Below are 25,544 nucleotides of genomic sequence, written 5' to 3'. Positions count from 1 at the left end.
GCCATGGCCGAGCAGCGACTGACCGAGCAGTTCCAGCTTCGCTCGCGGCTGCGTTTCGATCTCGACTCGGGCCGCATCTGGCTCGACGACAACCGCATGCTGCTGCTGCATGCCAAGGCGCTCGGCGCGCTGCGCCGCGAGTTGTTCGAGACGCTCGGCACCCACCGCGCCCAGGGGCTGCTGCTGCGCATGGGCTTCGTCTCCGGCCAGCACGACGCCGATCTCGCGCTGAAGCTCGAAGGCCGCGGCGATCCCTATGACGTGTTCCGCATCGGCCCCGAGCTGCACGGCTTCGAGGGGCTGGTGAAGGCGGTGGTCACCCGCGCGCAGATCGACTGGCAGGAAGGCCGCTTCGAAGGCGAGGTCGAGTGGCGCCATTCCTGGGAAGCGGAGTCACACCTTCAGCACTACGGCATCGGCGAGGAGCCGGCCTGCTGGAACCTGATCGGCTATGCCTCCGGCTTCGTCAGCCGCTTCTTCAAGCGCTTCATCGTCTTCCGCGAAACCCAGTGCGTCCGTCAGGGCCATGACTGCTGCCGGATCGAAGGCCGGCCGGCCGACGCCTGGGGCGATCAGGACGGCTACGTCGACTACTTCCGCAGCGTCGGCGGGCCGGACGAGTTCCGGGTCGTCGAGGACGAGCTGCGCAGCCTGCGCGGCCGGCCGCGCAGCCCGGACGATCGCGGCGCGCTGGTTGGCGCCTCGCCGGCCTTCACCCAGGCCTTCGAGCTGCTGCGCGAAGCGGCGCCGGCGCCGATCACCGTGCTGCTGCTCGGCGAGACCGGCGTCGGCAAGGAGATGTTCGCCCGCTGGCTGCACGGCCACGGTCCGCGCGCGGCCAAGCCGTTCATCGCGGTCAACTGCGCGGCGATCCCGAATGACCTGATCGAGGCCGAGCTGTTCGGTGTCCGCAAGGGTGCCTACACCGGCGCCCAGGATTCCCGGCCCGGCCGCTTCGAGCGCGCCGACGGCGGCACGCTGTTCCTCGACGAGATCGGCGACCTGTCGCCGGGTGCGCAGGCCAAGCTGCTGCGCGTGCTGCAGAGCGGCGAGATCGAGCGGCTCGGCGACGACCACAGCCGCCGGGTCAGCGTGCGGCTGGTCGCGGCGACCCACGTCGACCTGCCGGCCGCAGTCGCCGCCGGTCGCTTCCGGGCCGATCTCTACTACCGGATCGCCACCTACCCGGTCCTGATCCCGCCGCTGCGCGAACGGCGCGGCGACATCCCGCTGCTGGCGGCGGCGCTGATCGAGAAGTACCAGGGCCAGTACGGCAAGCGCGGCCTGGGCCTGTCGGAACGCGCCGCCCAGGCGCTGCAGGCGCATGCCTGGCCGGGCAACGTCCGCGAGCTGGAGAACGGCATCGAGCGCGCCGTGCTGCTGGCACCGTCGGGCGGCGAGATCGAGGTCCGCCACCTGTTTCCGGCCGGGGCACCGGCACTGGCCGAAGGCGTGGAACTGGCGCGCTCCGGCTGCATCGCCGACCCGGAGCAGGCCGAGCGCGAGCGCCGGCTCGATGCACTGCTGCAGCCGGGTTTTGAACTGGAGCGGCACGAGGCCGAACTGATCACGCGGGCCGTCGAGCAGGCCGGCGGCAACCTGACGCAGGCGGCGCGGCTGCTCGGCCTGACCCGCCGCCAGCTCGGCTACCGGCTGAAGCGGGACCGCGCCACCGAGGCCTGAACGACCCGCTGTACGTTTTCGTACAGCGCCACGGTCAAGCGCACGCTTTGGTCAGGCCGGGCCTTGCCTGCCGCGCCGGTTGGAATCGATAAATCAAGCACGATCAGTGACTTGTGGCGCTGGCACGACCAGTGCTCCAGAGCGGTGTACCGGGGTCGCGACGAGACCGTTTGCGAACCAACCGGAACACCGACACATCCGCTCTGGAGGAGACCATGGCGAACCCCGCAACCGGCGCGCCCGCGCCGGCCCCCGACGTCTTCGACGTCAGCCGCCGCTATGTCCGCGTGCTTGGCGAGCGGCGCGGCCTGATCGAGTTCGCGTTCGCCATTGGCGAGCCCGACACCGCGATCGAACTGCTGCTGCCGCCCGACGATTTCCGCGCCTTCTGCCGCGCCCAGAACGCCTGCGTGCTCGACGCCGCCGGCCAACCCCTTTCCCCCGCCGAGTCATGCCATGACCGTTGATCTCAAGACCGTCAGCCTGGAACCGCTGCGCCACGCCTACGACCACCTCGAACGGCGCTTCGGGCCGAAGCCCGCGACCCGCTACCAGGAGGGCAGCTACGACATCCAGGCGGTCGAGAACCTGCACTACCGGCCGACCTGGGACCCGGACCAGACGCTCTACGACCCGACGCTGTCGCGGGTCCGCATGGCCGACTGGTACACGATCAAGGACCCGCGTCAGTACTACTACACGACCTACACGCTGGCCCGGTCGCGGCAGCAGGACACTGCCGAGGCGAACTTCACGTTCGTCGAGACGCGGGGCTTGTCCGAGATGCTCGCCGACGACCTGCGCGCGCAGGCGCTGGCGATGCTGGTGCCGCTGCGCCATGCCGCCTGGGGCGCCAACCAGAACAACACGCTGATCTGCGCCTACGGCTACGGCGCCACCTTCACCCAGCCGTGCATCTTCCAGGCGATGGACAACCTCGGCATTGCCCAGTACCTGTCGCGGCTGGGCCTGCTGCTCGGCGATGTCGAGGCGCTGGAGGACGGCAAGCGCGCCTGGCAGGACGGCGCGCGCTGGCAGGGCTTGCGCCGCTACGTCGAGGACACGATGGCGCTGCGAGATCCGGTGGAAGTGTTCGTCGCCCAGAACCTGGTGCTCGACGGCCTGCTCTACCCGCTGGTCTACGAACGCCTTGTTGACGACGTGATGTCGGCGCGCGGCGGTGCCTGCGTGGCGATGCTGACCCAGTTCATGAGCGACTGGGCCGTGGAGACCCGCAAGTGGGTCGACGCCACGATCAAGACCTTGGCCGCCGAGCCGGCCAGCGCCGAAGCCGACAACGCCGCCGTGCTGCGCGAATGGATCGACTGCTGGCTGCCGCGCGCGGCCGAGGCCCTGCAGCCGGTGGTCGCCATCGTGCTCGACGAGCAGGCGGCCGAGGCCGTCGACGAGCAGCGCAGCGCGCTGCTGGCGCGCCTCGCCAAGGCCGGGCTGCGCTGAAGCCTCCCCCCATCAAACCCGCCATTCAGGCCCGCCCGCCGGGCCTCCCCGAACGACAAGGAGCGACACCGTGGACATGAAAGTGCAGAAGGCCAAGCTGGGCTTGAAGGAACGCTATCGGCTGATGACCCGCGACCTCGGCTGGACGCCGAGCTACCAGCCGCAGGAAGCGCTGTTCCCGTATGCCAACTACGAGGGCATCGTCATCCACGACTGGGAGAAATGGGAGGACCCGTTCCGGCTGACGATGGACGCCTACTGGAAGTACCAGGCCGAGAAGGACCGCAAGTTCTACGCGATCATCGATGCCCAAGCGCAGAACAACGGCCATCTCAACATCACCGACGCGCGCTATCTCTCCGCGCTGAAGATCTTCCTGCAGGCGATCAGCCCCGGCGAGTACGCCGCCCACAAGGGCTTCGCCCGCGTCGGCCGCGAGTTCCCGGGCGTCGGCACCCAGGTCGCCTGCCAGATGCAGGCGATCGACGAGCTGCGCCACGCGCAGACGCAGATCCACGCGCTGTCCAACTACAACCGCTACTACAACGGCTTCCACGCCTTCATCCAGCAGCGCGACCGCATCTGGTACAACTCGGTGCCGCGCTCGTTCTTCGATGACGCGATGTCCGGCGGGCCGTTCGAATTCATCATCGCGATCGGCTTCAGCTTCGAGTACGTGCTGACCAATCTGCTGTTCGTGCCGTTCATGTCAGGTGCGGCCTACAACGGCGACATGGCCACGGTGACCTTCGGCTTCTCGGCGCAGAGCGACGAGGCCCGGCACATGACGCTCGGCCTGGAGTGCATCAAGTTCGTGCTCGAGCAGGACCCGCGCAACGTGCCGATCGTCCAGCGCTGGCTCGACAAGTGGTTCTGGCGCGGCCTGCGCCTGCTGTCGCTGGTCGGCACGATGATGGATTACATGCTGCCGAAGCGGGTCATGAGCTGGGCCGAGGCCTGGGACATCTACGGCGAGGACAACGGCGGCGCGCTGTTCCGCGACCTGGCCCGCTACGGCATCCGGCCGCCGACCGGCTGGGAAGATGCCGGCAAGGCCCGCGACCACATCTCGCACCAGTTCATGCTGGCGCTGTACCAGTGGAGCTTCGGCACCGCCTTCCACGGCTGGATCCCGTCCGACGACGACATGGATTGGCTGTCGGCCAAGTATCCGGACACCTTCGATCGCTACTACCGGCCGCGCTGGATGCACTTCCGCCAGCTTGCCGAGGCCGGCACGCCGTTCCGCAACGTCGGTCTCGCCAAGCTCTGCCAGACCTGCCAGTTCCCCTGCGTATTCACCGAAGCCGACGACCCGACCCTGCTGTGCCATCGCGAACTCGAACACGAAGGCCAGCGCTACCACTTCTGCTCCGACCACTGCCAGACCATCTTCGAACACGAGCCGGAGAAGTACGTGCAGGCCTGGCTGCCGATGAACCAGCTGTTCCAGGGCACTTCCGGCGGCGGCGGCATCGAGAACTGGATGAAGTGGGTCAACCTCGTCGACGGCCAGGACAACGGCGATTTCGAAGGCTCGCAGGACCAGCGCAACTTCGCGGCCTGGAAGGGCCAGTCGACCACCAACGCCCGCTGAAGGAGCCCGACCATGGCCATCAACGCCCGCAAGCCCTATCCATCGCAGCCGGTCGACGGCATCGATCGCTACCACGGCAACCAGCTCGTCTATCTGAGCTGGGACCGCCACCTGATGTTCGCCGCGCCGTTCATCACCTGCGTGCCGCCCGGTCTGCGTTTCGGCGAATTCGTCGACACCGTGCTGGCGCCGCTGATCGCGGCCGATCCGGATGCCGCCGTGATCGACTGGACGAAGGCGCAGTGGCTCAAGGCCAACCAGCCGTTCGCGCCGGACTTCGCGAAGTCGCTGGCCGACAACGGCATCGGCCACAAGGATCAGCTGCGCCTGCAGACGCCGGGGCTGAACACGCTCTGCGGCAGCATGGCCGGCTGAGCGGAGCCGTGGTGATGGCGGCGGCGGACGGCCGGGGGTTCGACCGACGTCCGCTGCGCGCGACAACGCGGCACACTGCGGCCGACCCGCAGGAGACTTGTCCGATGACCCCGATTCCCGCCGAGCTGACCGCCGCCGGCATCGAAGCCCATATCCGCGCCTACTTCGATGCCTGCAACAGCGGCGACGCCGAACGCGTCGCCGCCTATTTCGAACCGGACGGCGTCCACTACTTTCCGCCCGGCATGTACGAAGGGCCGTTCCAGGGTGCGCTGACCATCGGCCGCCGCTGGGCACAGGCGGTGGCGACACTCGGCTCGTACTGGACCGTCGACCATGTGATCGTCGATCCGGCGACGCGCCGCGCGGCGATCGAGTGGTCGCATTTCAAGCGCCGCAGCGGCGTGCTGTTGCGCGGTGACGAGTGGTACCGCTACAGCGAGCGCGGCCTGATCCGCGACATCCGCGCCTACTACGCCAGCCCGCAGGACGCTTCGCTGGCGCGGCTGGAACTTGGCGGCTGGGACTATGCCGGGCTCGGCTATCCGATGAGCGCGCCGCCGGAAGGATCGCCGCCGGGCTGATCGACCCAGCCTCGCTGCCAGGCGAGGCGGGCCAGCTCGAAATCGCTGGCGGTGCCGAGCTTGGCCTTGATCTGGTAGTGCAGGTTGTGGACCGTCTTCACGCTCAGGTGCAGCGTCTTGGCGATCCGCGCCACCGGATGGCCGGCCAGCAGCTGGCGCAACACCTCGAACTCGCGCGGCGTCAGCTCATGGGCGGGATCGTCGCGATCGGCATGGCCGGCCAGATCCGGTGACAGCACCCGCCGGCCGCGATGGACATCGCGCACGGCGGCCACCAGCACGGCCGGCGCGCTGCGCTTGGTGACATAGCCGAGCGCCCCGGCTTTCAGCGCCTGCGCCACCCAGACGTCATCGCCGTGCATGCTGAACACCAGGCAGCGCACCCGTGGCTCGCGCGCCCGGAGCCGCTGAATCAGCTCGATACCGCCGATGCCCGGCAACGACAGGTCGACGACGATGACGGCCGGCTGCCACTGCTTCCACAGCAGCAGGGCGTCCTCGGCGGTCGCCGCCTCGGCGACGACGCGAATGTCGTCCTGCAGCTCCAGCAGCCGGCGGTAGCCCTCGCGGACCACGGCGTGATCGTCGACCAGCAGCACCTCGATCATGGCGACGGCGCGCCGTGCAGCGGCAGTTCCACCGACAGCCGCAGGCCGCCGCCGGGCGCTGGCCCGATGCTAAGGCGGCCGCCGAGCGCACGTACCCGCTCGTGCATGCCGAGCAGGCCGTGGCCGGGCACCGGCGCGCCGCCGCCGAGCCCCTGGCCATCGTCTTCGACGAGGATGCGCAGCACCTCGCCCGGGCATGTCAGGTTGACCCGCGCGTGACGGGCATCGCCATGGCGGCTGGCATTGGTCAGCGCTTCCTGCACCACCCGGTAGACGTGCACGGCCAGCGCCGGCGGCAGCGATTGCAGCGCGCCATCCGCAGCGATCAGCTGGCAGTCGAGCCGCTCGCCGTCGCTGCGCCGGCGCGGCATCGCCACCAGCGCCCGCAGCGCCGGCAGCAGGCCGAAGCGGTCGAGCGCCGGCGGGCGCAGGTCGTCGAGCACGGCCTGCAGGCCGTCCAGCAGCTGCGCGCTGAGCTGGCCGATGCGCTCGCCAGCGGCGGCGTCGGGCCGGGCCTGCAGCACCGCAGCCTCGGCGCGCAGCGCGCTCAGGCTCTGGCCCATCTCGTCGTGCAGTTCACGGGCCAGCCGCCGCCGCTCCTCCTCGCGGACGTGCAGCAGCCGGGCGCTGAACTGCTGCTGGTCGGCCAGCAGGCGCTGCCAGCTTTCGGCCAGCCGGTTGAAGCGGGCAGCGACATCGCGCAGTTCACGCAGCTGCGGCAGCGGCAGGCGCACGTCCAGATCGCCGGCTTCGAGCCGGTTCAGCGCCGCCAGGATCGCCTGCGCCGGGCGCAGCGCGCGGCCGGCCAGCCGGGTCACGGCGAGCACGATGAGGCCGAGTCCCAGGCCCAGCACCAGCCAGATGCGGATGCGCTGCCACCAGGCATCGCCGAGCGCCGTCCAGTGCACGCGCAGCTCGACGCTGGCAGCCTTGATGCCGCCGGGCAGCAGCAGCGCGGCCTCGGCCAGTACCGGTGGCTGCGGCTGGCGCGACTGCAGCCAGCGACCGAGCCAGCGGCCGGCCGCGCCGGCTTCGGGCCAGTCGTCGCAGCGGGTGGCGATCGAGCGGCCGTGCAGGTCGCGCACGTCGAGACACAGCGGCAGCCGGCGGGCCAGCCCGTCGAGCGCGGCCAGCCGGATCGGCAGCCGCGCGCGGTCGAAGGAATCCGAACGGCGGGCCAGGTCCTCGTTGAGCAGCTGGGCGACCAGCGCGGCGGTGTCCGGCAGGTCGGCGATCGCGGCCTGCCGCTGGGCGTGGCCTTCCCAGACGATCGCCAGCGCCAGCAGCAACAGCGCCAGGCAGCCGCTGCGCAGCAGCAGGCTGCGCTGCAGGTCGAGCGCGGGCTGCAGCGGGATCGGCAGCGCTGGCGGCCGGGCGGAGGGCGGGGCTTCGGTCATCGCAGGCGCAGGCCGTGGCGTGCGCGCATCTTGCCGCAGCTGGCGGCGGGCAAGTTGCCCGGAACGCGGGCGGCCGGGCAATTTGCCGTGGCGTCGGCGGTCGGCCGTTGCCGACACTGGCAACCCGTCCACTCAGAAGGAGACCCTGCCATGACCACGATGCACGAGCCCCGTCCGCTGTCGGAGCGCAGCCGATGATCGGCCTCTGGAGCGCCCACAGCCAGACCTTCCTGCTGGCGATGGCCAGCGTCACCACGCTGGCATTCGCCCTGCCGATCACCTTCGCGCCGCTGGCCTGGTCGCGGCTGATGCAGTGGAAGGTGCCGGCCGATACCGATCTGGTGATCTACTTCGCCCGCTGCCTCGGCGTGTTCATCCTGATCGTCGAAGCGCTGGCCTTCCGCGCCGGGCTCACCGGCGTGGCCATCGAGTTCACCTTCCAGGTGCTGCTGGCGGTGTTCGGCCTGATGGTGGTGCTGCACGCGGTCGGCATGGTCCAGCGCATCCAGCCGTGGACCGAGAACGCCGAGATCCTGATGTACAGCGGGCTCGCCGTGCTGGCGCTGCTGTTCTGGCCGGTAGCCGGCTAGGACGACGGCGCTGCCGCCGCCGCCCGGGCGGCCACCTCGGCTGCCCGGGCGACACTGGCCGGCGTGCCGCCGATGGCCCAGTCCTCGGCGGCGATCGGCCAGCAGCCGCCACGCACGCGGCCGCGCTCGACGCCGAGACATTCCACCAGCAGGTCGGTGAAGCCAGCCAGCAGCGCATGGCGTTCGTTCAGCGGCCGGCCTTCCAGCACCAGGAAATGGAAGTAAGGCGCATCCGCCGCGCCGTCGGCGACCCGCCTGCCGCCGACCATCAGATGACCCGGTGCATACGGCTGGATATAGACCCGCACGCGTTCGACCGGGCTGTTCAGCACCTGGCTGTAGAGCGCGGTGGCGCGCGTCATCAGCGAGGTCTGCTGCTGCTCGCTGTAGGTCTGGTCGGCGAGATGGAAATGGATGATCGGCATGACGAAGAAGCTCCGGTAAGACTCAGGGCAGGCCTTTGCGGCGGCCGGCATCCATGAACAGCGTGCCGCCGGCCAGCGCATCGGCCTCCGGTGCCAGCAGCATCTCGATCGCCCAGGCGATCTGCTCGACCGTGGTGAACGCACCGATCGCGGACTCGCGGCGCATCTCGTCGTACACCGCATCGGCGCTGATGCCGTCCCGCTCGGCGCGGGCGGTCGCCACCCGGCGCAGGCGATCGGTGTCGGCCGGACCGGGCGCCACCAGGTGCGCCGTGATGCCGCGTTCGCCCAGCGCCCAGGAATACTGGCGAACCAGATTGGCCAGCGCCGCATTGGCGACGCCGGCGGTCGCCGCGTAGGCGGTCGGCTCGAAGCCGTAGTGGCCGCCAATGGCGACGATCCGGCTGCCGCGCGCCAGCTGCCCGTCGGCAGCCCGCACCAGCCGCATCAGGCCGCCGCACTTGATGTTGACGGCATCGACCACGGCGGCCGTCGGCGCGCTGACGACGCCACCGGCGGTGGCGACCCCGGGGCCGTGCACCAGCATCCGCACCGGGCCGTCGATCGCAGCGGCAATGGCCGCGATCGAGGTATCGGCTGCGATGTCGGCCACGCAGGCGACGAGGTTCGGCGTGTCCGCCGCCAGCGCCGCCACGGCCTCGTGGCTGCGTGCCACGGCGATCACCTTGAGGCCGCGCCCGGCCAGCCGCCGGGCAATGACCTGACCCATCGCGCCGGTGGCGCCGACGACGATGGCGATGTCCTGCTGATTCATTGAACCTCTCCTGGACGCGGACGACGGCAGCGCCGCCGCCCGCCATGACATGCAGCCACCGGCTCAGGCCGCGTGCGAAGGCGCGCGGGGCCGGCAGGCGTGGGGTGCCCGATCGTTCGGCGCGCGGGCCTGCATCCACGCCGGCCAGACCAGCTGCAGGTAGACGGCCAGTGCCACCGCCTGGGTACGGCGGCGCACGCCGAGCTTTCCGAACACGTTGGCGACGTGGTACTTGACGGTCGGCAGGCCGATGCCGAGCCGTTCGCAGATCTCCAGATTCGACCAGCCATCGCAGACCAGGGCGAGGATTTCCAGTTCCCGCCCGGTCAGCGGTTCGATGAGCCCCGGCGGCGTCGCAGGCCGGTCCGCTGCCGGGACGTCGGCGGGGCGCATCGCCGATTCCTCAGGTCAGCACGGTCAGGAAACTTTCGCGCGGCGTGTTGTCCTGCGCGAACTGCGCTGGACCGGCCTGGGTCGTGTCCCAGGTCAGCAGCGGCGTGTCCGGATAGTGGATGTAGCCCTCGGCGAACACTTCGTTGCGGTTGCCGCTCGGATCGAAGAAGTAGATCGTCGCGCCGCGCGTGATGCCGTGGCGGTTCGGGCCGACGTCGATCGGCACCCGGTACTTGCCGAAGCGATCGGCGGCCTTGACCACGTCATGCGCCGATTCCAGCGCGAACGAGGCGTGGTGGAAGCGGTTCGGTTCAGGCTGCAGCAGGAAGGCGATGTCGTGCGGCTTGATCGAGCAGGTCAGGAACACCGCCAGCGAGATGCCGGCCTCGTGATGGACCAGCTTTTCCGACAGGTCGAAGTCGAACACTTCGGTGAACAGCTTCACGCACTCGTCGAGATTGACGCCGCCGAGCAGCATGTGGTCGAGACGGCAGATGTTGGCACCGCGCACGACGCCGTCATCGGGCACCACGCCTGGGTTCTGATGCGGCAGGGTGTTGCCGATCTGCTCCTTGTAGGCATACAGGTGCATCGTGTGGCCGCTCGGAATCACGAACGACAGGCGTCGGCCGCTCTTCGGATAGACGCCGGCGGCGATGTGTTCGACCGGGATGCCGAAGGCGATCAGCTTCTTTTCCAGCACGTCGAGCGTGGCGTCGTCGTAGACCTTGAACGCGAAGTGGTCCATGCCGGCACGGTCCGACGGCGCCAGCACCACCGAGTGGTGATCGTGCTCGTCCCAGGCCTTGAAGTAGACCCGGCCCTGCGCGTCTTCCATCACTTCATGCAGACCCAGGATGTGGTCGTAGTGATGACGGGCCTTCTTCATGTCCATGACCCGGATCTGGACTTCGCCGGGCCGCAGTACGCCGCGCATTGCCATGGTGTTCTCTCCTCAGTTGTCGTGATCGGCCGTTGCCGGCCTGCGTGATGCTGTTGGGGGTGATGCAGCCGTTCAGGCGGCCTTGTCGGTGAACAGGCCGCGCGCCTTGGCCATGGTCAGCGCGGTGTCCTCGATCATGTCCTCCTGACCACCGATCATCTTGCGCCGGCCAAGCTCCACGAGGATGTCGCGTGCGGGAATTCCGTACTTCACGCCAAGCCGCTTGGCATGGAGCAGGAAAGTGGAGTAGACGCCGGCAAAGCCGAGCGTCAGCGAAGCGCGGTCGATGCGCACCATCTGGTCCATCATCGGCACGATGACGTCCTCGGCCATGTCCATCAGCTTGAACAGGTCGCAGCCGGTATCGATGCCCATGCGATCGCAGACCGCGACGAACACCTCCAGCGGCGTGTTGCCGGCACCGGCGCCGAGACCGGCGACCGAGGCATCGATGCGGCTGGCGCCTTCCTCGATCGCGGCGATCGAGTTGGCGATGCCCATGCCGAGGTTGTGGTGGCCGTGGAAACCGATCTGGGTCTCCGGCTTGAGCACCTCACGCAACGCGCGGACCCGGCGCTTGACGTCCTCCGGCAGCATGTAGCCGGCGGAGTCGGTGATGTAGACGCACTCCGCGCCGTAGCTCTCCATCATCTTGCCCTGCACCGCCAGGCCTTCCGGCGTGTTCAGGTGGGCCATCATCAGGAAGCCGACGGTATCCATGCCGAGCTTGCGGGCGTAGGCGATGTGCTGCGGGCTGGTGTCGGCCTCGGTGCAGTGGGTGGCCACCGTCACGCTCCGCACGCCGTGGTCGTAGGCGCTCTGCAGTTCCTTCATCGTGCCCATGCCGGGAATCAGCAGCACCGACACCTTGGCGCGCTTGACGTGCGGCATCACCGCATCCCAGTACTCCTCGTTGGAATGCAGCGCGAAACCGTGCTGCAGGCTGTTGCCGCCGAGCCCGCCGCCGTGCGCGACCTGGATCAGCGGCACGCCGGCGGCGTCGAGCGCCGCGGCGACCTTGACCATCTGCTCGGTGGAAATCTGCTCGCGCTTGGCATGCATGCCGTCGCGCAGGCACATGTCGTGGACCAGGACCTTGCGGCCCTTGAGATCGATGAAACCGTCGTTGCTTGCAGTGCTCATGTCTTACGCCGCCTTGAGTTCGATGCGTCCCGCGAGAATGCCTTCGGCGAACATCTCGGCCGTGCGGGTCGCCGCTGCGGTCATGATGTCGAGGTTGCCGGCGTAGGTCGGCAGGTAGTCGCCGAGCCCCTTCACTTCCATGAACACGGCGACCTTGTTGCCGTCGAACACCGGGCCGTTGACCAGGCGATAGCCGGGCACGTACTTCTGCACCTCGGTGATCATCTGCATCACCGATTCGGTGATCCGCGCTTCGTCCGGCGCGTCGTCGGTCAGGCAGTAGATGGTGTTGCGCATCAGCATCGGCGGCTCGGCCGGATTGACGATGACCAGCGCCTTGCCGCGCCGCGCGCCGCCGACCACTTCGATGGCGTTCGAGGTCGTGTAGGTGAATTCGTCGAGATTGGCGCGGGTGCCGGGGCCGATCGATTTCGAGGCGACGCTGGCGATGATCTCGGCGTACTTCACGCCCTGCACGCGCGACACCGCGCGCACGATCGGGATCGTCGCCTGGCCGGCGCAGGAGATCATGTTCAGGTTCATCGCGCCGCGCGTGGCGTGCTCGACCAGGTTCACCGGCGGCACGCACAGCGGGCCGATGGCTGCCGGCGTGAGGTCGATCATCATCACGCCGAGTGCCGTCAGCTTGTCCGAGTTGGCCTTGTGGACATAGGCGCTGGTGGCATCGAAGGCGATCTGGATGTTGTCGGCCAGCACATGCGGCAGCAGGCCGTCGACACCTTCGTGGGTCGTCTTCAGGCCCATGTCGCGCGCCTTGGCCAGCCCTTCGGAGGCGGCGTCGATGCCGACCATCCACGCCGGTTCCAGCAGCGGCGAGCGCTGGATCTTGTAGATCAGGTCGGTGCCGATGTTGCCGGAGCCGATCAGCGCACAGCGGATCTTGCGTTGCGGGGTGCTCATGCGTGGGCTCCGTTGGCGCCTGCCTTGACGGCCGGCGTCGCCGCGGCAGCCGGCAGCTTGCCGTTCTCCGCCGCGCAGACGCCCGCCACCGAGAAGTCGTAGCCGCCCATCTCGTGGATCAGGATGCGGACGTTCTCGGGCTTGACGCCGAGGACATCGACGACGGTCTCGGTGACGCGCCTGGCGAGCGCGCGCTTCTGCTCGACGGTGCGGCCTTCGAGCAGGTTGAACTGGATGATCGGCATGGTTATCTCTTGCAGTGGTACGGCGTTCAGACTTTCCCGGGGGTCGGCGCCGCAGGCGCGTACTGGCGTCGGCCGCCGGTGGTGGGGGTGGTGGCGGCCTGCTGCTGTTCGGCGTCGACCATCCGGCGCAGCAGCCGGCGGACCTTGACCGGGCCAGTGTCGTTGCAGATCAGCACCGGGTGCAGGCCGAAGAAATCGTCGCTGCCCATCTCGGCGTGCACGGCCTCGATCACCGGACCGTCCTCGTTCTCGAAGGCGCCGTGCATCGCCTGGATCTTGGCGAGGTTGTAGTCGGCGTCTTCGACCAGGTGGTTGCGGCGGGTGGCGAAGAAGTAGTGCGTGGTGTCGAGCGTTTCCGGCGTGCAGGTATGCAGGTCGTACTGGCCGGTGCTGTCGACGAGATCAAGCCGGGCGTTCGGGTCCTGCGTGGCGCCGACGGACAGCTGGATGTTGGCCGGCGCGGTCCAGGTGATCTCGAAGAAGTGCCGGGCGCTGGCCTTCGGATCGGGCAGGAACGGCGCGAAGATCATCAGCGCCGGCTGCTGGCTCCACTCCGAGCGCGACGCGACCGTGGTCGGCGTCTCGGTGAGCTTCGGCGTCAGCGGCGACAGCTGGCCGCGCGTGGTGATGATCTCGCCATGGACATAGTCGATGTGGCTCAGGTCCATCACGTTGTCGATGATCAGCTCGTAGTTCGCCTTCAGGTGCATGTAGGTCGCGGCGAAGGCGTTCGGATGGCCGTCGTCCAGCGGGCTGAAATCGGGCAGCTTCGCCGGATCGGCCGGCGCATCGCCCATCCAGATCCAGATGAAGCCGTGGCGTTCCAGCAGCGGGAAGCTGCGCACCCGCGCGTTGGCCGGCGTGGCGCCGCCGCCGTGCGGATTCAGCGTGCACTGGCCGGCGCAGTCGAAGCGCAGGCCGTGATAGACGCAGGTCACCTCGTCGCCGACGCGCTTGCCCAGATGCAGCGGCGCGAATCGGTGCGGGCAGCGGTCGTGCATGGCTACCGGGGTGCCGTCGGCCTTGCGGTAGATCAGCACCGAGGTGTTGAGGATCTTGCGGTGGAACAGCGCGGTCGGGTCGACTTCGGTCGACATCGCGGCGACATACCAGGCGTTGCGGAGAAAGTTCATCGGGCGGGCTCCTGTATCGGGATCAGCTTCGGGATCGGCAACGGCGCGGCCTTTAGGCCGTTTCGGTCTCGGCGACCGTCAACGGGCGTGTCGCCGCCGTTGCCTCCGCCGCCAGCAGGGCATCGAGGATGCGCAGCATCCGCGAGGGCCCGTTGTCGTGAATGATCGAGATGGTCTGGAAATCCGGCTTCTCGCGAACGCGGACGTGCTGGGCTTCGAGCACGTGGCGATCCTCGGTGAAGGCGTCGTCGAGGTTGTCGCGCAGCAGTTCCGACAGGCCCGGGAACTCGCAGTGCTTCGCTGCGCCCCAGGAGTAGTAGTAGTCGACCGTGTCGGCATCGTTCGGCGTCACCGCCTGCGAGGTCCAGGTGTCGGCCACCAGCGGGCCGGTCGGCTGGCCTTCGGCCTTGCCGTCGGCGATGAACACGCGGAAGTGCAGCACCCAGGTGCAGGGCACCGTGTGGGTGATGTCGAACCACAGGTCGAAGCGCGTTTCCGGCGGGAACAGATGGGCCAGGAAGCGGCTGATCGGCACGTTGCGCACGAAGTACTCGGTGCGCAGCGAATGCGATGTCGCGGTGAACGTCGGCTTGATGCGCGTGTACTTGGCGCGCGTCTCGGCATCGTCGGAGCCGAGCGTGCCCTGATGCACCCAGGCCAGATGGGTAAGGTCGGCGAGGTTGGCGATCTCCAGCCGGTAGTCGGCGGCGACCTGCATCTGCGAGGTCTTGACGTTCCAGTCCGGATGGCTCGGCCCGACCGCATGCGGAATCAGCGCCTCATCGGCCTTCGCCGGATCGCCCATCCAGACCCAGACCCAGTTGTCGCGCTCCACCACCGGGAAGCTGCGCACGCAGGCTTTCGGCGGAATGTGATCCTGGCCGGGAATCTCGTTGCACTTGCCGTCCGGACCGAAGCGCAGGCCGTGATACATGCAGCGGATGTTGTCGCCTTCCTTGACGCCCAGCGACAGTGCCGCCTGCCGGTGCACGCAGCGATCTTCCAGCGCCACGATCTGGCCGGTCGGCCGGCGATACAGCACCACCCGTTCGCCGGCGATCTTGCGGGCCACCAGCGCGCCCTTGCCCTGCTTCAGACCGTTCTGCTGGCTCTGGGTGAAGTGGTAATCCCAGCCGGCGTTGTACCAAGCATTCTTCACAAACATCGCATCCTCCTCCTCAAGAGTGCCGGCGGCTCTGTGGCCGCTCGGCGGTGATCGATGTGAATCAGATGAAACGGAAGCTGACACTCCCCATGTCCTGGAAGCGGGCGGTGATGCTGTCGCCAGCGGTCACCGGAATCGCTTCGGTAATGCCGCCGGTCATCACATAGCTGCCCGCCGGCAGCAGTTCGCCGCGATCGGCGAGATGCTTCACCAGCATCACGATGGCCTTGGCCGGATGGTTCAGCACGGCGGCGCTGGCGCCGAGCGCCATGATCTCGCCGTTCTTCTCGATGACCACGCCGATCGTGCGCAGGTCCATCTCGCGGGGATCGCGCGGCCGGCCGCCGGCGACGAAGCGGGCCGACGAGCCGTTGTCGGCAATGACGCTGGCCAGATCGAATTTGAACTTCTCGTAGCGGGAGTCGATGACCTCGACCGCCGGGATGATGTAGTCGGTGGCGGCGATCACCTGCTCGATGGTGACCTCGCCTTTCAGTTCGTCCTTCATCACGAAGGCGATCTCGGCCTCGACTCGCGGATGTACCAGCTCCCGGGTGTCGATGGCGCTGTTCTCGGGCCGCGCGAAGCTCGCCATCAGGATGCCGAAGCTCGGCACGTCCACACCCATCTGCAGCATCTTGGCCTTCGAGGTCAGGCCGGCCTTGAGTCCCACGCAGCGGTCGCCACGGGCGATCCAGCGGCGGCGAAGTTCGTCCTGCACGGCGTAGCCGTCGGCGATGCTCATCGACGGGTATTCGTCGGTGAGCTTGGTCATCGTGGTGGCGCTGTCCTGGGCGTGCAGCACGCGGTCGGTCAGCTTCTGGATGATGGAAGTGTCGAGCATGGTCATTCGATCGTTCAGATGAAGCGGTCTAGACGAAATTGATCGTGCAGGCGCCGAGGCCGCCCACGGTGCAGCGCAGCTGCTCGCCGGGCACGACCGGAATCAGCGTCGACTGCGAGCCGGACAGAATCACTTCACCGGCCTTGAACGGAATGCCCAGTGCGCCGAGCGTGTTGGCCAGCCACACGACCGCATTGACCGGCCCGCCCTGCACGGCGGCGCCGGCGGCGGTGGAGAACAGCTCGCCGTTGCGCTCCAGCACCATGCCGGCCAGATTCAGATCGAGGTCGGTGACCTTCTTCTTCGCGTGGCCGAGCAGGTAGACGCCGCAGGAGGCGTTGTCGGCGACGGTGTCCTGGATGCGGATCTTCCAGTCGGTGATCCGGCTGTCGACGATCTCGAAGCAGGGCACCACGTAATCGGTGGCGCGGATCACGTCGGTGGCGGTGATGCCGGGGCCGTTCAGATCGCGCTTCAGCACGAAGGCGACCTCGGCCTCGGCCTTCGGCTGGATCAGCCCGGCCAGCGGCACGTCCTGGCCTTCATCAAAGGCCATGCCCGAGGTCAGCTGGCCGAAGTCCGGGCGATCGACGCCGATCAGCTCCTGCACGGCCCTGGAGGTGACGCCGATCTTCTTGCCGACGATGCGCTCACCGGCCGCCACTCGCCGGGCGATGAAGCGTTCCTGGATGCGGTAGGCATCGTCGATGGTGATCAGCGGCTCGCGCGCCAGCAGCGGTGCCACGGTGGTCCGCGTGCGCCAGGCGTTGTAAAGCTCGTCGCCGTAGTGCTCGATCTGGGCTGCGGTGAAGCCGGTCTTGCCGTCCATCATCGTCGTCATCCCCGGTTCAGAGCTTCACGCAGATGTTGCGCAGCTCGGTGTAGAACTCCAGCGAATGCACGCCGCCTTCGCGGCCGATGCCGCTCTGCTTGCTGCCGCCGAACGGTGTGCGCAGATCGCGCAGGAACCAGCTGTTGACCCAGGTGATGCCGACCTCGATCTTGGCGGCGACCCGGTGGGCGCGCTGCAGGTCGCGGGTCCAGATCGCGGTCGACAGGCCGTACTTCGTGTCATTGGCCTTGGCGATCACTTCGGCCTCGCTATCGAACGGGCTGATGTGGCAGCAGGGCCCGAAGATTTCCTCGCGGACCACGCTGGCGGTTTCCGGCAGATCGGTCCAGATCGTCGGCTGCACCCAGGAACCCTGGCTCAGCGCGCCCGGCATCTCCGGCACGCCGCCACCGGTGACGATGGTCGCGCCCTCGGCCTTGGCCTTCGCGTAGTAGCTCAGCACCTTGGCCTGATGCTCCTTGGAGATCAGCGGCCCGAAGTTGACGCCCGGCGCGTCCGACGGCCCCGGCTTCAGTGCTTCGGCCTTGGCCTTCAAGGTGGCGACGAACTTCTCGTAGAGCGGCCGCTCGACATAGACGCGTTCGGTGCCGAGACAGACCTGGCCGCAGTTCAGGAACACCGAGCGCATCGTGCCTTCGATGGCGGCATCGAGATCGCAGTCGGCGAACACCACGGCGGCGTTCTTGCCGCCCAGTTCGAACGACACATCGCGGATGCCGTCGGCAGCGGCTTTCTGGATCGCGGCACCGGTGCGCGTTTCACCGGTGAAGGTGATCGCGGCCACGCCATCGTGCTTGGTGAGGAACTCGCCGGCCGAATTCGGGCCGAGACCGTGCACGACGTTGTAGACGCCGGGCGGCACGCCGACCGCGTTCATCACCTCGCCAAGCAGGGTGGCGGTGCCCGGGGTTTCCTCGGACGGCTTGACGATCACCGTGTTGCCGCAGGCCAGCGCTGGGCCGACCTTCCAGGTCATCAGCAGCAGCGGCGCATTCCACGGGCAGATCACGCCGATCACGCCCTTCGGCACCCGGATCGCGTAGTTCAGCGCACCGGCGCCGTCCGGCGTCGGCGTCATGAACGATTCGGTGGCGACGTTCTTGACCACGTCGGCAAAGATCTTGAAGTTGGCCGCGCCGCGCGGAATGAAGGCGTGCTCCATCATCGATTTCGGCTGGCCGGTGTCGGCCATCTCGGCGGCCACGAAATCGCCGAAGCGGCGAGTGATCTCGTCGGCGACCTTGTGCAGCAGCGCGGCGCGCTCGTCGATGCTCATCCGGCCCCAGGGGCCTTCCATCGCGGCGCGGCCGGCGGCGACGGCGGCATCGATCTCGGCCTGGCCGCCCTCGTGGACGACGCCGATCAGGTGGTTGTCGGCCGGCGAACGCTTGTCGAAGGTCTTGCCGCTCTGGCTGCCGACGAACTGGCCGTTGATGAAGTGCTTGAATTCCTTGGCGGCGGTGGCGGCGGCCGGCACGGGGCCGGCGGCGGAGGGATCGTTGGCCATGAGTGGATTCGCAGTCGGGTGAGGAATGGGGAGGGTCAGCGGGCAAGCGCGGCGACGGCCGCTTCGGCGCACAGCACGTCCTGCGCCTCGGCGCCGCCGGACACGCCGACCGCGCCGATCAGCACCTCGCCGTCTCGCAGCGGCAGCGCGCCGCGGATCAGCGTGAAGCCGGGCAGCTTGAGCAGGCCTTCGCGCACCCAGGGGCCTTCGCCGGTCAGCGCGCCTTCCAGCACATCGGCCGGCAGGCCGGCGGTGGACGCCACGCTGGCGGCCTTGGCGACGCTGACGGTGTCGGAGATCAGGAAGGCGTTCGGCATCCGCAGATAGGCCACCAGCCGGGCATTGCTGTCGACCACGGCGACGCAGACCTGGATGCCGAGCGCTTCGGCTTTCGCCACGGCAGCGGCGGCAGCCCGCAGGGCGGCGTCGTGATGGATCACGGCGCGGGCAACGGAAACGGGGGCAGTCACGGTGTTCAGGCTCCAGGGGCAGCGGGCCGATCGGTGCAGCGGGCCAGCCGGGTCAGGCTGCTCAGCAGATCGGCGATGTCGGAAGGGGGTGTGCAGCCGCCGCGCGGGCGCCGGCCCAGCGGGCGCAGGTGCAGATCGCTGCCGGGATACAGCCGGCAGGCCAGCGCGATGCCGGCCGCCCGGCATTCCGGGCTGATCTGCTCGGCGCTCATGTCGCCGCAGTGGTAGTCGCCGTGCAGCACCTCGACGCGGCAGACGCCACAGCCGCCGCTGCGGCAGCCGACCTCCAGCGCCGATGGCCGGCCGACCATGGCATCCAGCGCCGACTGGCCGGCCTGGCTGCTGAACGCCTGCGCGCTGCCTTCGATGGTGATGCGATGCGGCATCGGCTGGTCTCGCTCCTGGCCCATTTGGCGCGGCTCTCTGCGGAGTCCGTCGGAAGGCAAAGGTAGGCGCGCCTACCCACAGGGTCCATTACTTTTGAATTGCGGCTGCGATACCGGATCAGTATCGTCAAGCGGGTAATTCATGCATGGGAGAACAGCTTTGACCAGCCGTCTGGGCGCCATCGAGTTCCGCCACCTGCGCTACTTCACGGCGGTGGCCGAGGCGCGCAGCTTCCGCGCGGCCGCGCAGCAGCTGCATGTCTCGCAGCCGCCGCTGACCCGCCAGGTGCAGCAGCTGGAAGAACTGCTCGGGCTGGTGCTGCTGGAACGGCAGCCGCGCGGCGTAGAGCTGACCGCCGCCGGCGTCGTCTTCCTCGAAGAGGCGCGCAACCTGCTGGCGCTGGCCGATCTGGCGATCGATCGCACCCAGATGGCGGCGCAGGGGCAGCTGGGCCGGCTTGATGTCGGCGTCTACGGCTCGGCCGTGTTCGATGCCATTCCGCGCGTCATCCAGGCATTTCGCAGCGCCTATCCGAAGGTCGAGGTGGTGCTGCACAACCTCGACCGGGCCGGGCAGATCAAGGCGCTGCGCGAGCGGCGGCTGACGGTGGGCTTCAACCGCTTCTTCGTCGAGGAACCGGATCTGGTCTGGGACGTGGTGCTGGCCGAAGCGCTGAACGTGGCGCTGCCGGCCGGCCATCGTCTGGTCTCGCGCGCGCAGCTGACCATCGCCGACCTGTCCGGCGAGCCGCTGGTGGTCTACCCGCGCACGCCCCGGCCGAGCTTCATCGACCAGGTGCTGGGCCTGTTCCACCGCCGCCACCTGACGGCGCAGGTGGTGCAGGAAGTCGACGACGTGGTCACCGCGATCGCGCTGGTGTCGTCCGGCTTCGGGCTGACCATGGTCAGCGACTCGGCGCTGAACCTGCGCCTGCCGGGCATCGTCTACCGGCCGCTGGAGCGCAACGAGGCGCTGATCGACCTGTGCATGATCCGCCGCGCCGAGGACGATTCGGCCCTGCTCCGGGCGTTCATCGACGTGGTGCGTAAGGTGCTGCCGCAGCGCCCCGGCAACGGCTGAGCCGGCCGGCTCAGCGACGGGTCAGCGGCCGATCAGCCAGTCGCGGACGGTATCGGCCAGCCAGTCGCCGGCGTCCAGCGGCAGGTCGTGGCCAGCGTCCGGATGCACCGCGAGCGGCCGCTGCCAGGCCGCCGCCAGCCGCGCCGAGCAGCGTGGATCGACCAGTTCGTCGGCCGCGCCGTTGACGATCAGCAGCGGCACCGGCGGGGCCTGCTTCGGCGCCCGGTAGCGGGCGGCGGCGGCCAGCTGGCGCAGCGCGTTCGCGGCCGTCACCGGATGGCGCTGCCGCCAGGCGGTCCAGTCGTCGAGCACCGCTTCCGGCGCGCGGCGGCTGGTCAGCTGCAGGATGCGCCGCTCGATCTCGCGATCCGCCGGTGGCCGCAGCAGCATCCTGAGCAGTGCCGGCCACACTGCCGGCCGCAGCCGCCAGTGCGGCGGGCTGAAGGGCCGCAGGCTGGTGTTGATCAGCACGGCGGCGGCGATGTCCTGTGGATGCCGCTCGGCCCAGGCGGTGGCGGCCATCGCGCCGAGCGACATCGCCAGCAGGCCGTACGGCGGCGGGCGGCCGCGGCGCTGCAGCTCGCGGCGCGCGTGCTCGGCCATCGACGGCACGCTGGCTGGGCTTTCGTCGTCATGCAGCAGGCCGTTGCCCGGAAAGTCGACCGTTTCGATGCGGGCATCCGGGAAGCGCGCCTGGAACTGCTGCGGGAATCCGCCCCAGTGACGGCTGTCGCGCATCAGGCCGCGCAGCAGCACCCAGGTGCCGGGCAGCGGCGTCGGGGCCGGCGCGCTCATGCCGGCAGATGCCGGTACCAGCGCGACAGCGCAGTGCGCCGGTGCTGCTCGCGGGCGGCGGCGCTGGCGGGCAGCCAGCGCGTGCAGCCGCTGGCGGCGCGGGTCAGGAAATCGAGCAGCGCGATGTGCCGGCGCATCACCCGGTTGACCCGGTGATGGATCAGCGGATTGAAGATGCCCAGCCGCGAGAACAGCTGCTTCGGGTTCTTCTTGATCCAGATCCACGAGCCCATTTCCAGGGTCAGCGGCAGGAACACCCGGTCGCCCGGCTGGCCGCGCGCGCGCAGGTACAGGTGATCCCAGATGTCGCCGTGGGTCAGGTACTGCACGCTCTGCGGCTCGAACACGTAAGGATGATGGGCGTGGCTCTGCTCGAAGATCGCATGCAGCGCGTGGATCTCCGGCAGATGGTGGATCGGCCGCGTGGTGTGGGCGTATGGAAACCAGATGCGGTCGTCGGTGCCGAAGCCGGAATGGCAGTCGACCGCGATGCTGAAGCGCCGGCCCAGCAGTTCGTCCTCGACGAAGCGGCACAGCGCCTGCGCTTCGGCTTCCATCGGCGTGCCTTCGGCGCCGCGATACCAGGGCATGCCCCGGGAGATGCGCTGGCCACCGATCAGGAACGGCACCTTCTCGCGCGCCTCGACCGGCGCGTTGCGCATCAGGTCGACGCCGTTCGGGTTGGCCCGGGTGCCGAGCCAGAAGCCGCCGGGGTTGACCAGCGGCATGAACACCAGCCGCACCTGGCGCAGCTGCTCGTGCAGGCTGTCATCCCAGGCCAGCCGCTTGACCAGATGGCGCAGCCAGGCCAGCACCACTTCGGCGCCGACCCGCTCCAGCCCGTGCACGCCGCCGAAGAAGCCCACCGCCGGTACCTCCGGCGACGGATTGCCGAGCGTCAGCGCGTGGACCGGGAAGCGATGCGGCCCGGCCTGCACGTCGCAGAGCACGCGGGACTGGAGATGGGGCGCGCCTTCGTCGACCAGTTCGAGCAAGGCAGTGAGCTGCGGCAGCACGGTGGCGGTAAGCGGATCGATCGACGGGGAGGTGTCGACGATACGGCGGCCATGTGTCGGTCTGATGAGCGTGTCCGGCGCGGTGACGGTGGCGTTGCAGGGCGTGGTCATCATTTGGCAACACCATTGTCATCCACCGGGAATAGTCTTCCGGCCGATACAAGTTCCGCGCCCGTTTCGCTCCGGCGGACGGCCGCGCCAGGAGGATCGCCCATGGATCGCATCGCAAGAAGGCTGGCTCATCACCCGGGTGTCGTGCTCGGCGGCATGGTGATGCTCGGCGTGCTCGAATTCGTGGCGTTGCAGCGTGCCCAGCGCGCGCATCGCCGGCGCCGCCCGGAACCGGAGCGCAAGGCGGCCTGAGCGCTGCGCGGCGGGTGACGGGTCGGCGACAATGCGCGCCCGCCCGATCCTTGCCGAGCCTGTCCTTCGATGGCCGATTCCGCTGCTGAGCTTGCCGCTGCCGATCCCGTCCTGTTCCGCGTCGTCGAGGCTGCCAACGGCCGGCGGATCGGCATCGCCACGCTGAACAGCGAAAAGACGCTGCATGCGATCGGCCTGCCGATCATCCGCCTGCTCGATGCCCGCCTGCGCGACTGGGCCGCCGATCCGGCGATCGCCTGCGTGGTGCTGCACGGCGCCGGCGACAAGGCGTTCAGCGCCGGCGGTGACGTCAAGACACTGGCGCGCGCCGTGGCCGCTGACGCCGGCGTGTTCCCGAGCCCGGCGGCGCTGGCCTTCTTCACCGAGGAATACCGCCTCGATCACCGCATCCACCGCTACCCGAAGCCGCTGCTGTGCTGGGGTGGCGGCATCGTCATGGGCGGCGGCATGGGCCTGTTCGTCGGCGCCAGCCACCGGGTGGTGACCGACACCACGCGCGCGGCGATGCCGGAAATCACCATCGGCCTGTTCCCGGATGTCGGCGGCAGCTGGTTCCTGCCGAAGCTCGGTGATCGTGCCGGGCTGTTCGCGGCGCTGACCGGCGCCTTGCTGAACGGTGCCGACCTGCTGGCCGCCGGCCTCGCCGATCACGGCCTGCGGCAGGCGGATCGCGACGCGGTGTTCGCCCGCCTGGCGGCGATCGACTGGTCCGGCGATGCCGTTGCCGACCGCGCGGCGCTGAGCGCGGCGCTGGCGGGTTTCGAAGCGGCCGCCGCCGGCCTGCTGCCGCCGTCGAAGCTGGCCAACCATGCCGCGACCATCGAGGCGCTGTGCGCCGGCGATTCGTTGGCCGAGGTGGTGGCGGCGATTACCGGCCATCGCAGCGACGATCCCTGGCTGCAGAAGGCCGCCGCGAGCCTGCGCGCCGGCTCGCCGACCACGGCGGCGCTGGTCTGGGCCGTGCGCCAGCGCGCCGCCGGCCTGTCGCTGGCCGAGGTGTTCCGGCTGGAGCTGTGCATCGCCCTGCACTGCTGCGCCAACCCGGATTTCCCGGAAGGCGTGCGCGCGTTGCTGGTCGACAAGGACCATGCGCCGGCCTGGTCGCCAGCCACCTTGGCGGCGATCGATGCGGCCGCGATCACCGCCTATTTCGAGGCGCCGGACTGGGCGGCGCACCCGCTGGCCGATCTGGCCGACTAGGCAGACGCGGCCGATTGGGCCGACTTGGCCGACTTGGCCGACTGAAGCCGGGCGACCGCGCCCGGCTGCGGTTTCAGAGGCCGGTCACCGGGTACAGCAGGTACAGGCCCAGCGCCGCCACACTGCCGTGGCCGGCGATCAGCAGCAGCGGCGTGGCGCCCTTGAACAGCACGCGGAACAGCAGCAGGCCGCCGGCCAGGCCGCTGGTGAACACGACCAGCGCCCACCAGGCAGCCTCCGGCGTGGCGTCGCCGCCCTGCAGGTTGGCCACGAACAGCGTGGCGCAGGCGGCGAGCCCGCCGAGCCCGTGACCGACGCCCATGAACGCCGGCGGCGATTTGCCGAAGGTGATGATCGCGGCCATGGTCAGGCCACCGGCGGCAATGGCGGCGAACAGCAGGAAGGCAATCTGGGTCAGCGTCATGGTGTGTGTCCTTTCCCGTAAGGCGGTGGCGAGCCCGTTCTGTACGCATCCGCGGGCACTGGTAGCAGCGTGACCACTGTCATCAAGGCCCGCCCCGGCAACAAGTCTGGGGCGAACCCGCAGGCGGCCGTCATACCGGGTCCAGCGGTTCCGGATCGGCGAACGTCAAGTGTTCCCACATGCGCTCGTAGACGCGTCCGGCCACCACCTGGCGGGCCACGGTCTCTTCGGCGCTGAGCCGCGTGTGGTCGCCGTCCTGGCCGAGCGCCATCAGCCCGGTCTCGACTCTCGCCGCCTCTTCCAGGAACCACGACAGCGACACCGCCTCGATCAGGCTGGCGCCGACCACCACCGCGCCGTTGGCGCGCATCACCAGGGCATTGCCGGCGCCGAGCGTTTCCGCCAGCCGGGCGGCGGCGGCATCGTCACGCAGCAGCCGGGGATCGTCCCAGAGCACCGGGCCGCTGCCATCCGGTTTCGCGAAGTAGGCGCCGAAGCCGTGGCGCGCTAGTGGCGTGCGCTTCAGCAGCGCCAGCAGACCGGTCTGCGGCGGCATGATCCGGCAGATCGCGCCGACGTCCTGCCGCCGCGCATAGACCTGCTGGTGGATGCGCACCTCGCCGAGCACGCCGTCCGGCAACGGCCCGGTGGTGCGCACCACGGTGCCGGCGTCGCTCGGCAGCAGGGTGCCCATCGGCTTCGCGGCGCAGACCAAGAAATGCGCGTCATCCAGCCGCAGGCTGCAGTGGCCGTAGGCGTGCACCAGGCCGCTGCGGGCCAGTGCGCGGGCGGCCTGGCGCAGCTGGCGCTGCTGGCTTTCGCTGGCTTTCGGCGGGCAGGCCGCCGTGTCGGGAACATTCATTCTTTGACCGATCAAGAGGTTGGTTTTGCAACTTACAAGCCGTTCAGCCGGAATGTTGAAAGTGTGCGAACGAGATAGTACGGTACCTTCCCATTCAACACGAGCCCCGCCTGCAACGCGGTGTCGACAGTGCCGCCGCGCCAAGCGCCGCCGTCACTGCCAGCCGTTGGCGCGGCGCTTCCGGAACCCCTGCACGACATGAGCAACAAGATCCGCTGCGCGATCATCGGCCCCGGGAACATCGGGACGGACCTGTTGTACAAGCTGCGGCGCTCGCCGGTGCTGGA

General features: G+C 69.0%; 30 protein-coding genes. 10 read left to right on the top strand and 20 right to left on the bottom strand.

Annotation, left to right across the window (positions count from 1 at the left end):
* Nucleotides 1-3: 3 nt before the first annotated feature.
* From ACTIGJ_RS07675 to ACTIGJ_RS07650, 6 genes are all read left to right on the top strand, one after another.
* The gene (locus ACTIGJ_RS07675; protein ID WP_439639705.1) at nt 4-1,683 is read left to right on the top strand and encodes a sigma 54-interacting transcriptional regulator; all 1,680 of its coding nucleotides are present in this window, start codon (nt 4-6) and stop codon (nt 1,681-1,683) included.
* A 215-nt stretch (nt 1,684-1,898) separates the two neighbouring features.
* Nucleotides 1,899-2,150 carry a phenol hydroxylase subunit gene (locus tag ACTIGJ_RS07670; protein WP_439639704.1) on the top strand — a complete coding sequence of 84 codons (252 nt, stop codon included), beginning with the start codon at nt 1,899-1,901 and terminating at the stop codon, nt 2,148-2,150.
* On the top strand, nt 2,140-3,141 hold the full coding sequence (locus ACTIGJ_RS07665; RefSeq protein ID WP_439639703.1) for a phenol hydroxylase: 1,002 nt from the start codon (nt 2,140-2,142) through the stop codon (nt 3,139-3,141). The genes ACTIGJ_RS07670 and ACTIGJ_RS07665 overlap by 11 nt, the downstream gene beginning before the upstream one ends.
* Nucleotides 3,142-3,211: 70 nt before the next feature.
* Nucleotides 3,212-4,738 carry a YHS domain-containing protein gene (locus ACTIGJ_RS07660; RefSeq protein WP_439639702.1) on the top strand — a complete coding sequence of 509 codons (1,527 nt, stop codon included), beginning with the start codon at nt 3,212-3,214 and terminating at the stop codon, nt 4,736-4,738.
* Nucleotides 4,739-4,750: 12 nt separating this feature from the next.
* The gene (locus ACTIGJ_RS07655) at nt 4,751-5,113 is read left to right on the top strand and encodes a phenol hydroxylase subunit P4 (protein WP_439639701.1); all 363 of its coding nucleotides are present in this window, start codon (nt 4,751-4,753) and stop codon (nt 5,111-5,113) included.
* Nucleotides 5,114-5,217: 104 nt separating this feature from the next.
* On the top strand, nt 5,218-5,697 hold the full coding sequence (locus tag ACTIGJ_RS07650; RefSeq protein ID WP_439639700.1) for a nuclear transport factor 2 family protein: 480 nt from the start codon (nt 5,218-5,220) through the stop codon (nt 5,695-5,697).
* Here ACTIGJ_RS07650 and ACTIGJ_RS07645 read toward each other — a convergent pair.
* Together ACTIGJ_RS07645 and ACTIGJ_RS07640 are read right to left on the bottom strand one after the other, a co-directional pair.
* On the bottom strand, nt 5,655-6,305 hold the full coding sequence (locus ACTIGJ_RS07645; RefSeq protein ID WP_439639699.1) for a response regulator: 651 nt from the start codon (nt 6,303-6,305) through the stop codon (nt 5,655-5,657). The two genes, ACTIGJ_RS07650 and ACTIGJ_RS07645, sit on opposite strands and share 43 nt — an antisense overlap.
* Nucleotides 6,302-7,702 carry a HAMP domain-containing sensor histidine kinase gene (locus ACTIGJ_RS07640; protein WP_439639698.1) on the bottom strand — a complete coding sequence of 467 codons (1,401 nt, stop codon included), beginning with the start codon at nt 7,700-7,702 and terminating at the stop codon, nt 6,302-6,304. The genes ACTIGJ_RS07645 and ACTIGJ_RS07640 overlap by 4 nt, the downstream gene beginning before the upstream one ends.
* A gap of 194 nt (nt 7,703-7,896) precedes the next feature.
* Here ACTIGJ_RS07640 and ACTIGJ_RS07635 point away from each other — a divergent pair, with 194 nt between their 5' ends.
* A complete protein-coding gene (locus tag ACTIGJ_RS07635) occupies nt 7,897-8,292 on the top strand; it encodes a hypothetical protein (RefSeq protein ID WP_439639697.1) in 396 nt (131 codons plus the stop codon).
* On the opposite strand, the gene ACTIGJ_RS07630 is transcribed toward ACTIGJ_RS07635, so the two are convergent.
* The 14 genes from ACTIGJ_RS07630 to ACTIGJ_RS07565 all read right to left on the bottom strand — a co-directional run bounded on the left by ACTIGJ_RS07630 (nt 8,289) and on the right by ACTIGJ_RS07565 (nt 19,495).
* The gene (locus ACTIGJ_RS07630; protein ID WP_439639696.1) at nt 8,289-8,717 is read right to left on the bottom strand and encodes a tautomerase family protein; all 429 of its coding nucleotides are present in this window, start codon (nt 8,715-8,717) and stop codon (nt 8,289-8,291) included. The two genes, ACTIGJ_RS07635 and ACTIGJ_RS07630, sit on opposite strands and share 4 nt — an antisense overlap.
* Nucleotides 8,718-8,739: 22 nt before the next feature.
* The gene (locus tag ACTIGJ_RS07625; RefSeq protein WP_439639695.1) at nt 8,740-9,492 is read right to left on the bottom strand and encodes an SDR family oxidoreductase; all 753 of its coding nucleotides are present in this window, start codon (nt 9,490-9,492) and stop codon (nt 8,740-8,742) included.
* A 63-nt stretch (nt 9,493-9,555) separates the two neighbouring features.
* Nucleotides 9,556-9,885, bottom strand: a complete 330-nt coding sequence (locus ACTIGJ_RS07620; protein ID WP_439639694.1) for a helix-turn-helix domain-containing protein — start codon at nt 9,883-9,885, stop codon at nt 9,556-9,558.
* Nucleotides 9,886-9,895: 10 nt separating this feature from the next.
* Nucleotides 9,896-10,828, bottom strand: a complete 933-nt coding sequence (locus ACTIGJ_RS07615) for a catechol 2,3-dioxygenase (protein WP_439639693.1) — start codon at nt 10,826-10,828, stop codon at nt 9,896-9,898.
* 72 nt (nt 10,829-10,900) lie between these two features.
* Nucleotides 10,901-11,971: a 4-hydroxy-2-oxovalerate aldolase gene (dmpG, locus tag ACTIGJ_RS07610; protein ID WP_439639692.1), complete on the bottom strand. Its 1,071-nt coding sequence runs from the start codon at nt 11,969-11,971 to the stop codon at nt 10,901-10,903.
* Nucleotides 11,972-11,974: 3 nt separating this feature from the next.
* The gene (locus tag ACTIGJ_RS07605; protein WP_439639691.1) at nt 11,975-12,892 is read right to left on the bottom strand and encodes an acetaldehyde dehydrogenase (acetylating); all 918 of its coding nucleotides are present in this window, start codon (nt 12,890-12,892) and stop codon (nt 11,975-11,977) included.
* Complete coding sequence (locus ACTIGJ_RS07600) at nt 12,889-13,137, bottom strand: 2-hydroxymuconate tautomerase (RefSeq protein WP_439639690.1); 249 nt, start codon at nt 13,135-13,137, stop codon at nt 12,889-12,891. Before ACTIGJ_RS07600 ends, ACTIGJ_RS07605 begins: the two co-directional genes overlap by 4 nt.
* Before the next feature lie 26 nt (nt 13,138-13,163).
* Nucleotides 13,164-14,270, bottom strand: coding sequence for a Rieske 2Fe-2S domain-containing protein (locus ACTIGJ_RS07595; protein WP_439639689.1), 1,107 nt, complete (start codon nt 14,268-14,270; stop codon nt 13,164-13,166).
* A gap of 52 nt (nt 14,271-14,322) precedes the next feature.
* A complete protein-coding gene (locus tag ACTIGJ_RS07590) occupies nt 14,323-15,435 on the bottom strand; it encodes a Rieske 2Fe-2S domain-containing protein (RefSeq protein ID WP_439639688.1) in 1,113 nt (370 codons plus the stop codon).
* A 61-nt stretch (nt 15,436-15,496) separates the two neighbouring features.
* Complete coding sequence (gene dmpH / locus ACTIGJ_RS07585) at nt 15,497-16,279, bottom strand: 2-oxo-3-hexenedioate decarboxylase (RefSeq protein WP_439639687.1); 783 nt, start codon at nt 16,277-16,279, stop codon at nt 15,497-15,499.
* Between the two features lie 28 nt (nt 16,280-16,307).
* Nucleotides 16,308-17,111, bottom strand: a complete 804-nt coding sequence (gene dmpE / locus ACTIGJ_RS07580; RefSeq protein WP_439639871.1) for a 2-oxopent-4-enoate hydratase — start codon at nt 17,109-17,111, stop codon at nt 16,308-16,310.
* 16 nt (nt 17,112-17,127) lie between these two features.
* Nucleotides 17,128-18,639 (bottom strand): 2-hydroxymuconic semialdehyde dehydrogenase, encoded by a 1,512-nt coding sequence (locus ACTIGJ_RS07575; protein ID WP_439639686.1) that lies wholly within the window; start codon nt 18,637-18,639, stop codon nt 17,128-17,130.
* Nucleotides 18,640-18,674: 35 nt separating this feature from the next.
* Nucleotides 18,675-19,109, bottom strand: coding sequence for a GlcG/HbpS family heme-binding protein (locus ACTIGJ_RS07570; protein ID WP_439639685.1), 435 nt, complete (start codon nt 19,107-19,109; stop codon nt 18,675-18,677).
* Nucleotides 19,110-19,114: 5 nt separating this feature from the next.
* On the bottom strand, nt 19,115-19,495 hold the full coding sequence (locus ACTIGJ_RS07565) for a 2Fe-2S iron-sulfur cluster binding domain-containing protein (protein ID WP_439639684.1): 381 nt from the start codon (nt 19,493-19,495) through the stop codon (nt 19,115-19,117).
* A 160-nt stretch (nt 19,496-19,655) separates the two neighbouring features.
* Between ACTIGJ_RS07565 and ACTIGJ_RS07560 the strand changes: the two genes are divergently transcribed.
* A complete protein-coding gene (locus tag ACTIGJ_RS07560) occupies nt 19,656-20,576 on the top strand; it encodes a LysR substrate-binding domain-containing protein (RefSeq protein WP_439639683.1) in 921 nt (306 codons plus the stop codon).
* 21 nt (nt 20,577-20,597) lie between these two features.
* Here ACTIGJ_RS07560 and ACTIGJ_RS07555 read toward each other — a convergent pair whose 3' ends face one another.
* Both ACTIGJ_RS07555 and ACTIGJ_RS07550 read right to left on the bottom strand, forming a co-directional pair.
* On the bottom strand, nt 20,598-21,371 hold the full coding sequence (locus tag ACTIGJ_RS07555; protein ID WP_439639682.1) for an alpha/beta fold hydrolase: 774 nt from the start codon (nt 21,369-21,371) through the stop codon (nt 20,598-20,600).
* Nucleotides 21,368-22,501 (bottom strand): M14 family zinc carboxypeptidase, encoded by a 1,134-nt coding sequence (locus tag ACTIGJ_RS07550; RefSeq protein ID WP_439639681.1) that lies wholly within the window; start codon nt 22,499-22,501, stop codon nt 21,368-21,370. The genes ACTIGJ_RS07555 and ACTIGJ_RS07550 overlap by 4 nt, the downstream gene beginning before the upstream one ends.
* 99 nt (nt 22,502-22,600) lie before the next feature.
* Between ACTIGJ_RS07550 and ACTIGJ_RS07545 the strand changes: the two genes are divergently transcribed.
* Both ACTIGJ_RS07545 and ACTIGJ_RS07540 read left to right on the top strand, forming a co-directional pair.
* A complete protein-coding gene (locus tag ACTIGJ_RS07545; RefSeq protein WP_439639680.1) occupies nt 22,601-22,750 on the top strand; it encodes a hypothetical protein in 150 nt (49 codons plus the stop codon).
* 69 nt (nt 22,751-22,819) lie between these two features.
* Nucleotides 22,820-23,971 carry an enoyl-CoA hydratase/isomerase family protein gene (locus ACTIGJ_RS07540; protein ID WP_439639679.1) on the top strand — a complete coding sequence of 384 codons (1,152 nt, stop codon included), beginning with the start codon at nt 22,820-22,822 and terminating at the stop codon, nt 23,969-23,971.
* 73 nt (nt 23,972-24,044) lie between these two features.
* Here the strand turns inward: ACTIGJ_RS07540 and ACTIGJ_RS07535 are convergent, their stop codons facing one another.
* Both ACTIGJ_RS07535 and ACTIGJ_RS07530 read right to left on the bottom strand, forming a co-directional pair.
* Entirely contained in the window at nt 24,045-24,395 is a 351-nt protein-coding gene (locus ACTIGJ_RS07535) for a hypothetical protein (protein WP_439639678.1), read from the bottom strand.
* 130 nt (nt 24,396-24,525) lie between these two features.
* Nucleotides 24,526-25,257, bottom strand: coding sequence for a class II aldolase/adducin family protein (locus ACTIGJ_RS07530; protein ID WP_439639677.1), 732 nt, complete (start codon nt 25,255-25,257; stop codon nt 24,526-24,528).
* Between the last annotated feature and the right edge of the window lie 287 nt (nt 25,258-25,544).

It is taken from the genome of Nevskia sp., from assembly GCF_051860985.1.
Lineage (GTDB): Bacteria > Pseudomonadota > Gammaproteobacteria > Nevskiales > Nevskiaceae > Nevskia.
The sequence above is the reverse complement of the archived record's forward strand: the minus strand, read 5'-3'. Positions and strand labels throughout refer to the sequence as shown.

Coding starts and splice junctions, on each gene's coding strand:
- ACTIGJ_RS07675 (WP_439639705.1), top strand. CDS start 4: ATGGCCGAGCAGCGACTGACCGAGCAGTTCCAGCTTCGCTCGCGGCTG.
- ACTIGJ_RS07670 (WP_439639704.1), top strand. CDS start 1,899: ATGGCGAACCCCGCAACCGGCGCGCCCGCGCCGGCCCCCGACGTCTTC.
- ACTIGJ_RS07665 (WP_439639703.1), top strand. CDS start 2,140: ATGACCGTTGATCTCAAGACCGTCAGCCTGGAACCGCTGCGCCACGCC.
- ACTIGJ_RS07655 (WP_439639701.1), top strand. CDS start 4,751: ATGGCCATCAACGCCCGCAAGCCCTATCCATCGCAGCCGGTCGACGGC.
- ACTIGJ_RS07650 (WP_439639700.1), top strand. CDS start 5,218: ATGACCCCGATTCCCGCCGAGCTGACCGCCGCCGGCATCGAAGCCCAT.
- ACTIGJ_RS07645 (WP_439639699.1), bottom strand. CDS start 6,305: ATGATCGAGGTGCTGCTGGTCGACGATCACGCCGTGGTCCGCGAGGGC.
- ACTIGJ_RS07640 (WP_439639698.1), bottom strand. CDS start 7,702: ATGACCGAAGCCCCGCCCTCCGCCCGGCCGCCAGCGCTGCCGATCCCG.
- ACTIGJ_RS07635 (WP_439639697.1), top strand. CDS start 7,897: ATGATCGGCCTCTGGAGCGCCCACAGCCAGACCTTCCTGCTGGCGATG.
- ACTIGJ_RS07630 (WP_439639696.1), bottom strand. CDS start 8,717: ATGCCGATCATCCATTTCCATCTCGCCGACCAGACCTACAGCGAGCAG.
- ACTIGJ_RS07625 (WP_439639695.1), bottom strand. CDS start 9,492: ATGAATCAGCAGGACATCGCCATCGTCGTCGGCGCCACCGGCGCGATG.
- ACTIGJ_RS07620 (WP_439639694.1), bottom strand. CDS start 9,885: ATGCGCCCCGCCGACGTCCCGGCAGCGGACCGGCCTGCGACGCCGCCG.
- ACTIGJ_RS07615 (WP_439639693.1), bottom strand. CDS start 10,828: ATGGCAATGCGCGGCGTACTGCGGCCCGGCGAAGTCCAGATCCGGGTC.
- dmpG (WP_439639692.1), bottom strand. CDS start 11,971: ATGAGCACTGCAAGCAACGACGGTTTCATCGATCTCAAGGGCCGCAAG.
- ACTIGJ_RS07605 (WP_439639691.1), bottom strand. CDS start 12,892: ATGAGCACCCCGCAACGCAAGATCCGCTGTGCGCTGATCGGCTCCGGC.
- ACTIGJ_RS07600 (WP_439639690.1), bottom strand. CDS start 13,137: ATGCCGATCATCCAGTTCAACCTGCTCGAAGGCCGCACCGTCGAGCAG.
- ACTIGJ_RS07595 (WP_439639689.1), bottom strand. CDS start 14,270: ATGAACTTTCTCCGCAACGCCTGGTATGTCGCCGCGATGTCGACCGAA.
- ACTIGJ_RS07590 (WP_439639688.1), bottom strand. CDS start 15,435: ATGTTTGTGAAGAATGCTTGGTACAACGCCGGCTGGGATTACCACTTC.
- dmpH (WP_439639687.1), bottom strand. CDS start 16,279: ATGCTCGACACTTCCATCATCCAGAAGCTGACCGACCGCGTGCTGCAC.
- dmpE (WP_439639871.1), bottom strand. CDS start 17,111: ATGATGGACGGCAAGACCGGCTTCACCGCAGCCCAGATCGAGCACTAC.
- ACTIGJ_RS07575 (WP_439639686.1), bottom strand. CDS start 18,639: ATGGCCAACGATCCCTCCGCCGCCGGCCCCGTGCCGGCCGCCGCCACC.
- ACTIGJ_RS07565 (WP_439639684.1), bottom strand. CDS start 19,495: ATGCCGCATCGCATCACCATCGAAGGCAGCGCGCAGGCGTTCAGCAGC.
- ACTIGJ_RS07555 (WP_439639682.1), bottom strand. CDS start 21,371: ATGAGCGCGCCGGCCCCGACGCCGCTGCCCGGCACCTGGGTGCTGCTG.
- ACTIGJ_RS07550 (WP_439639681.1), bottom strand. CDS start 22,501: ATGATGACCACGCCCTGCAACGCCACCGTCACCGCGCCGGACACGCTC.
- ACTIGJ_RS07545 (WP_439639680.1), top strand. CDS start 22,601: ATGGATCGCATCGCAAGAAGGCTGGCTCATCACCCGGGTGTCGTGCTC.
- ACTIGJ_RS07540 (WP_439639679.1), top strand. CDS start 22,820: ATGGCCGATTCCGCTGCTGAGCTTGCCGCTGCCGATCCCGTCCTGTTC.
- ACTIGJ_RS07535 (WP_439639678.1), bottom strand. CDS start 24,395: ATGACGCTGACCCAGATTGCCTTCCTGCTGTTCGCCGCCATTGCCGCC.
- ACTIGJ_RS07530 (WP_439639677.1), bottom strand. CDS start 25,257: ATGAATGTTCCCGACACGGCGGCCTGCCCGCCGAAAGCCAGCGAAAGC.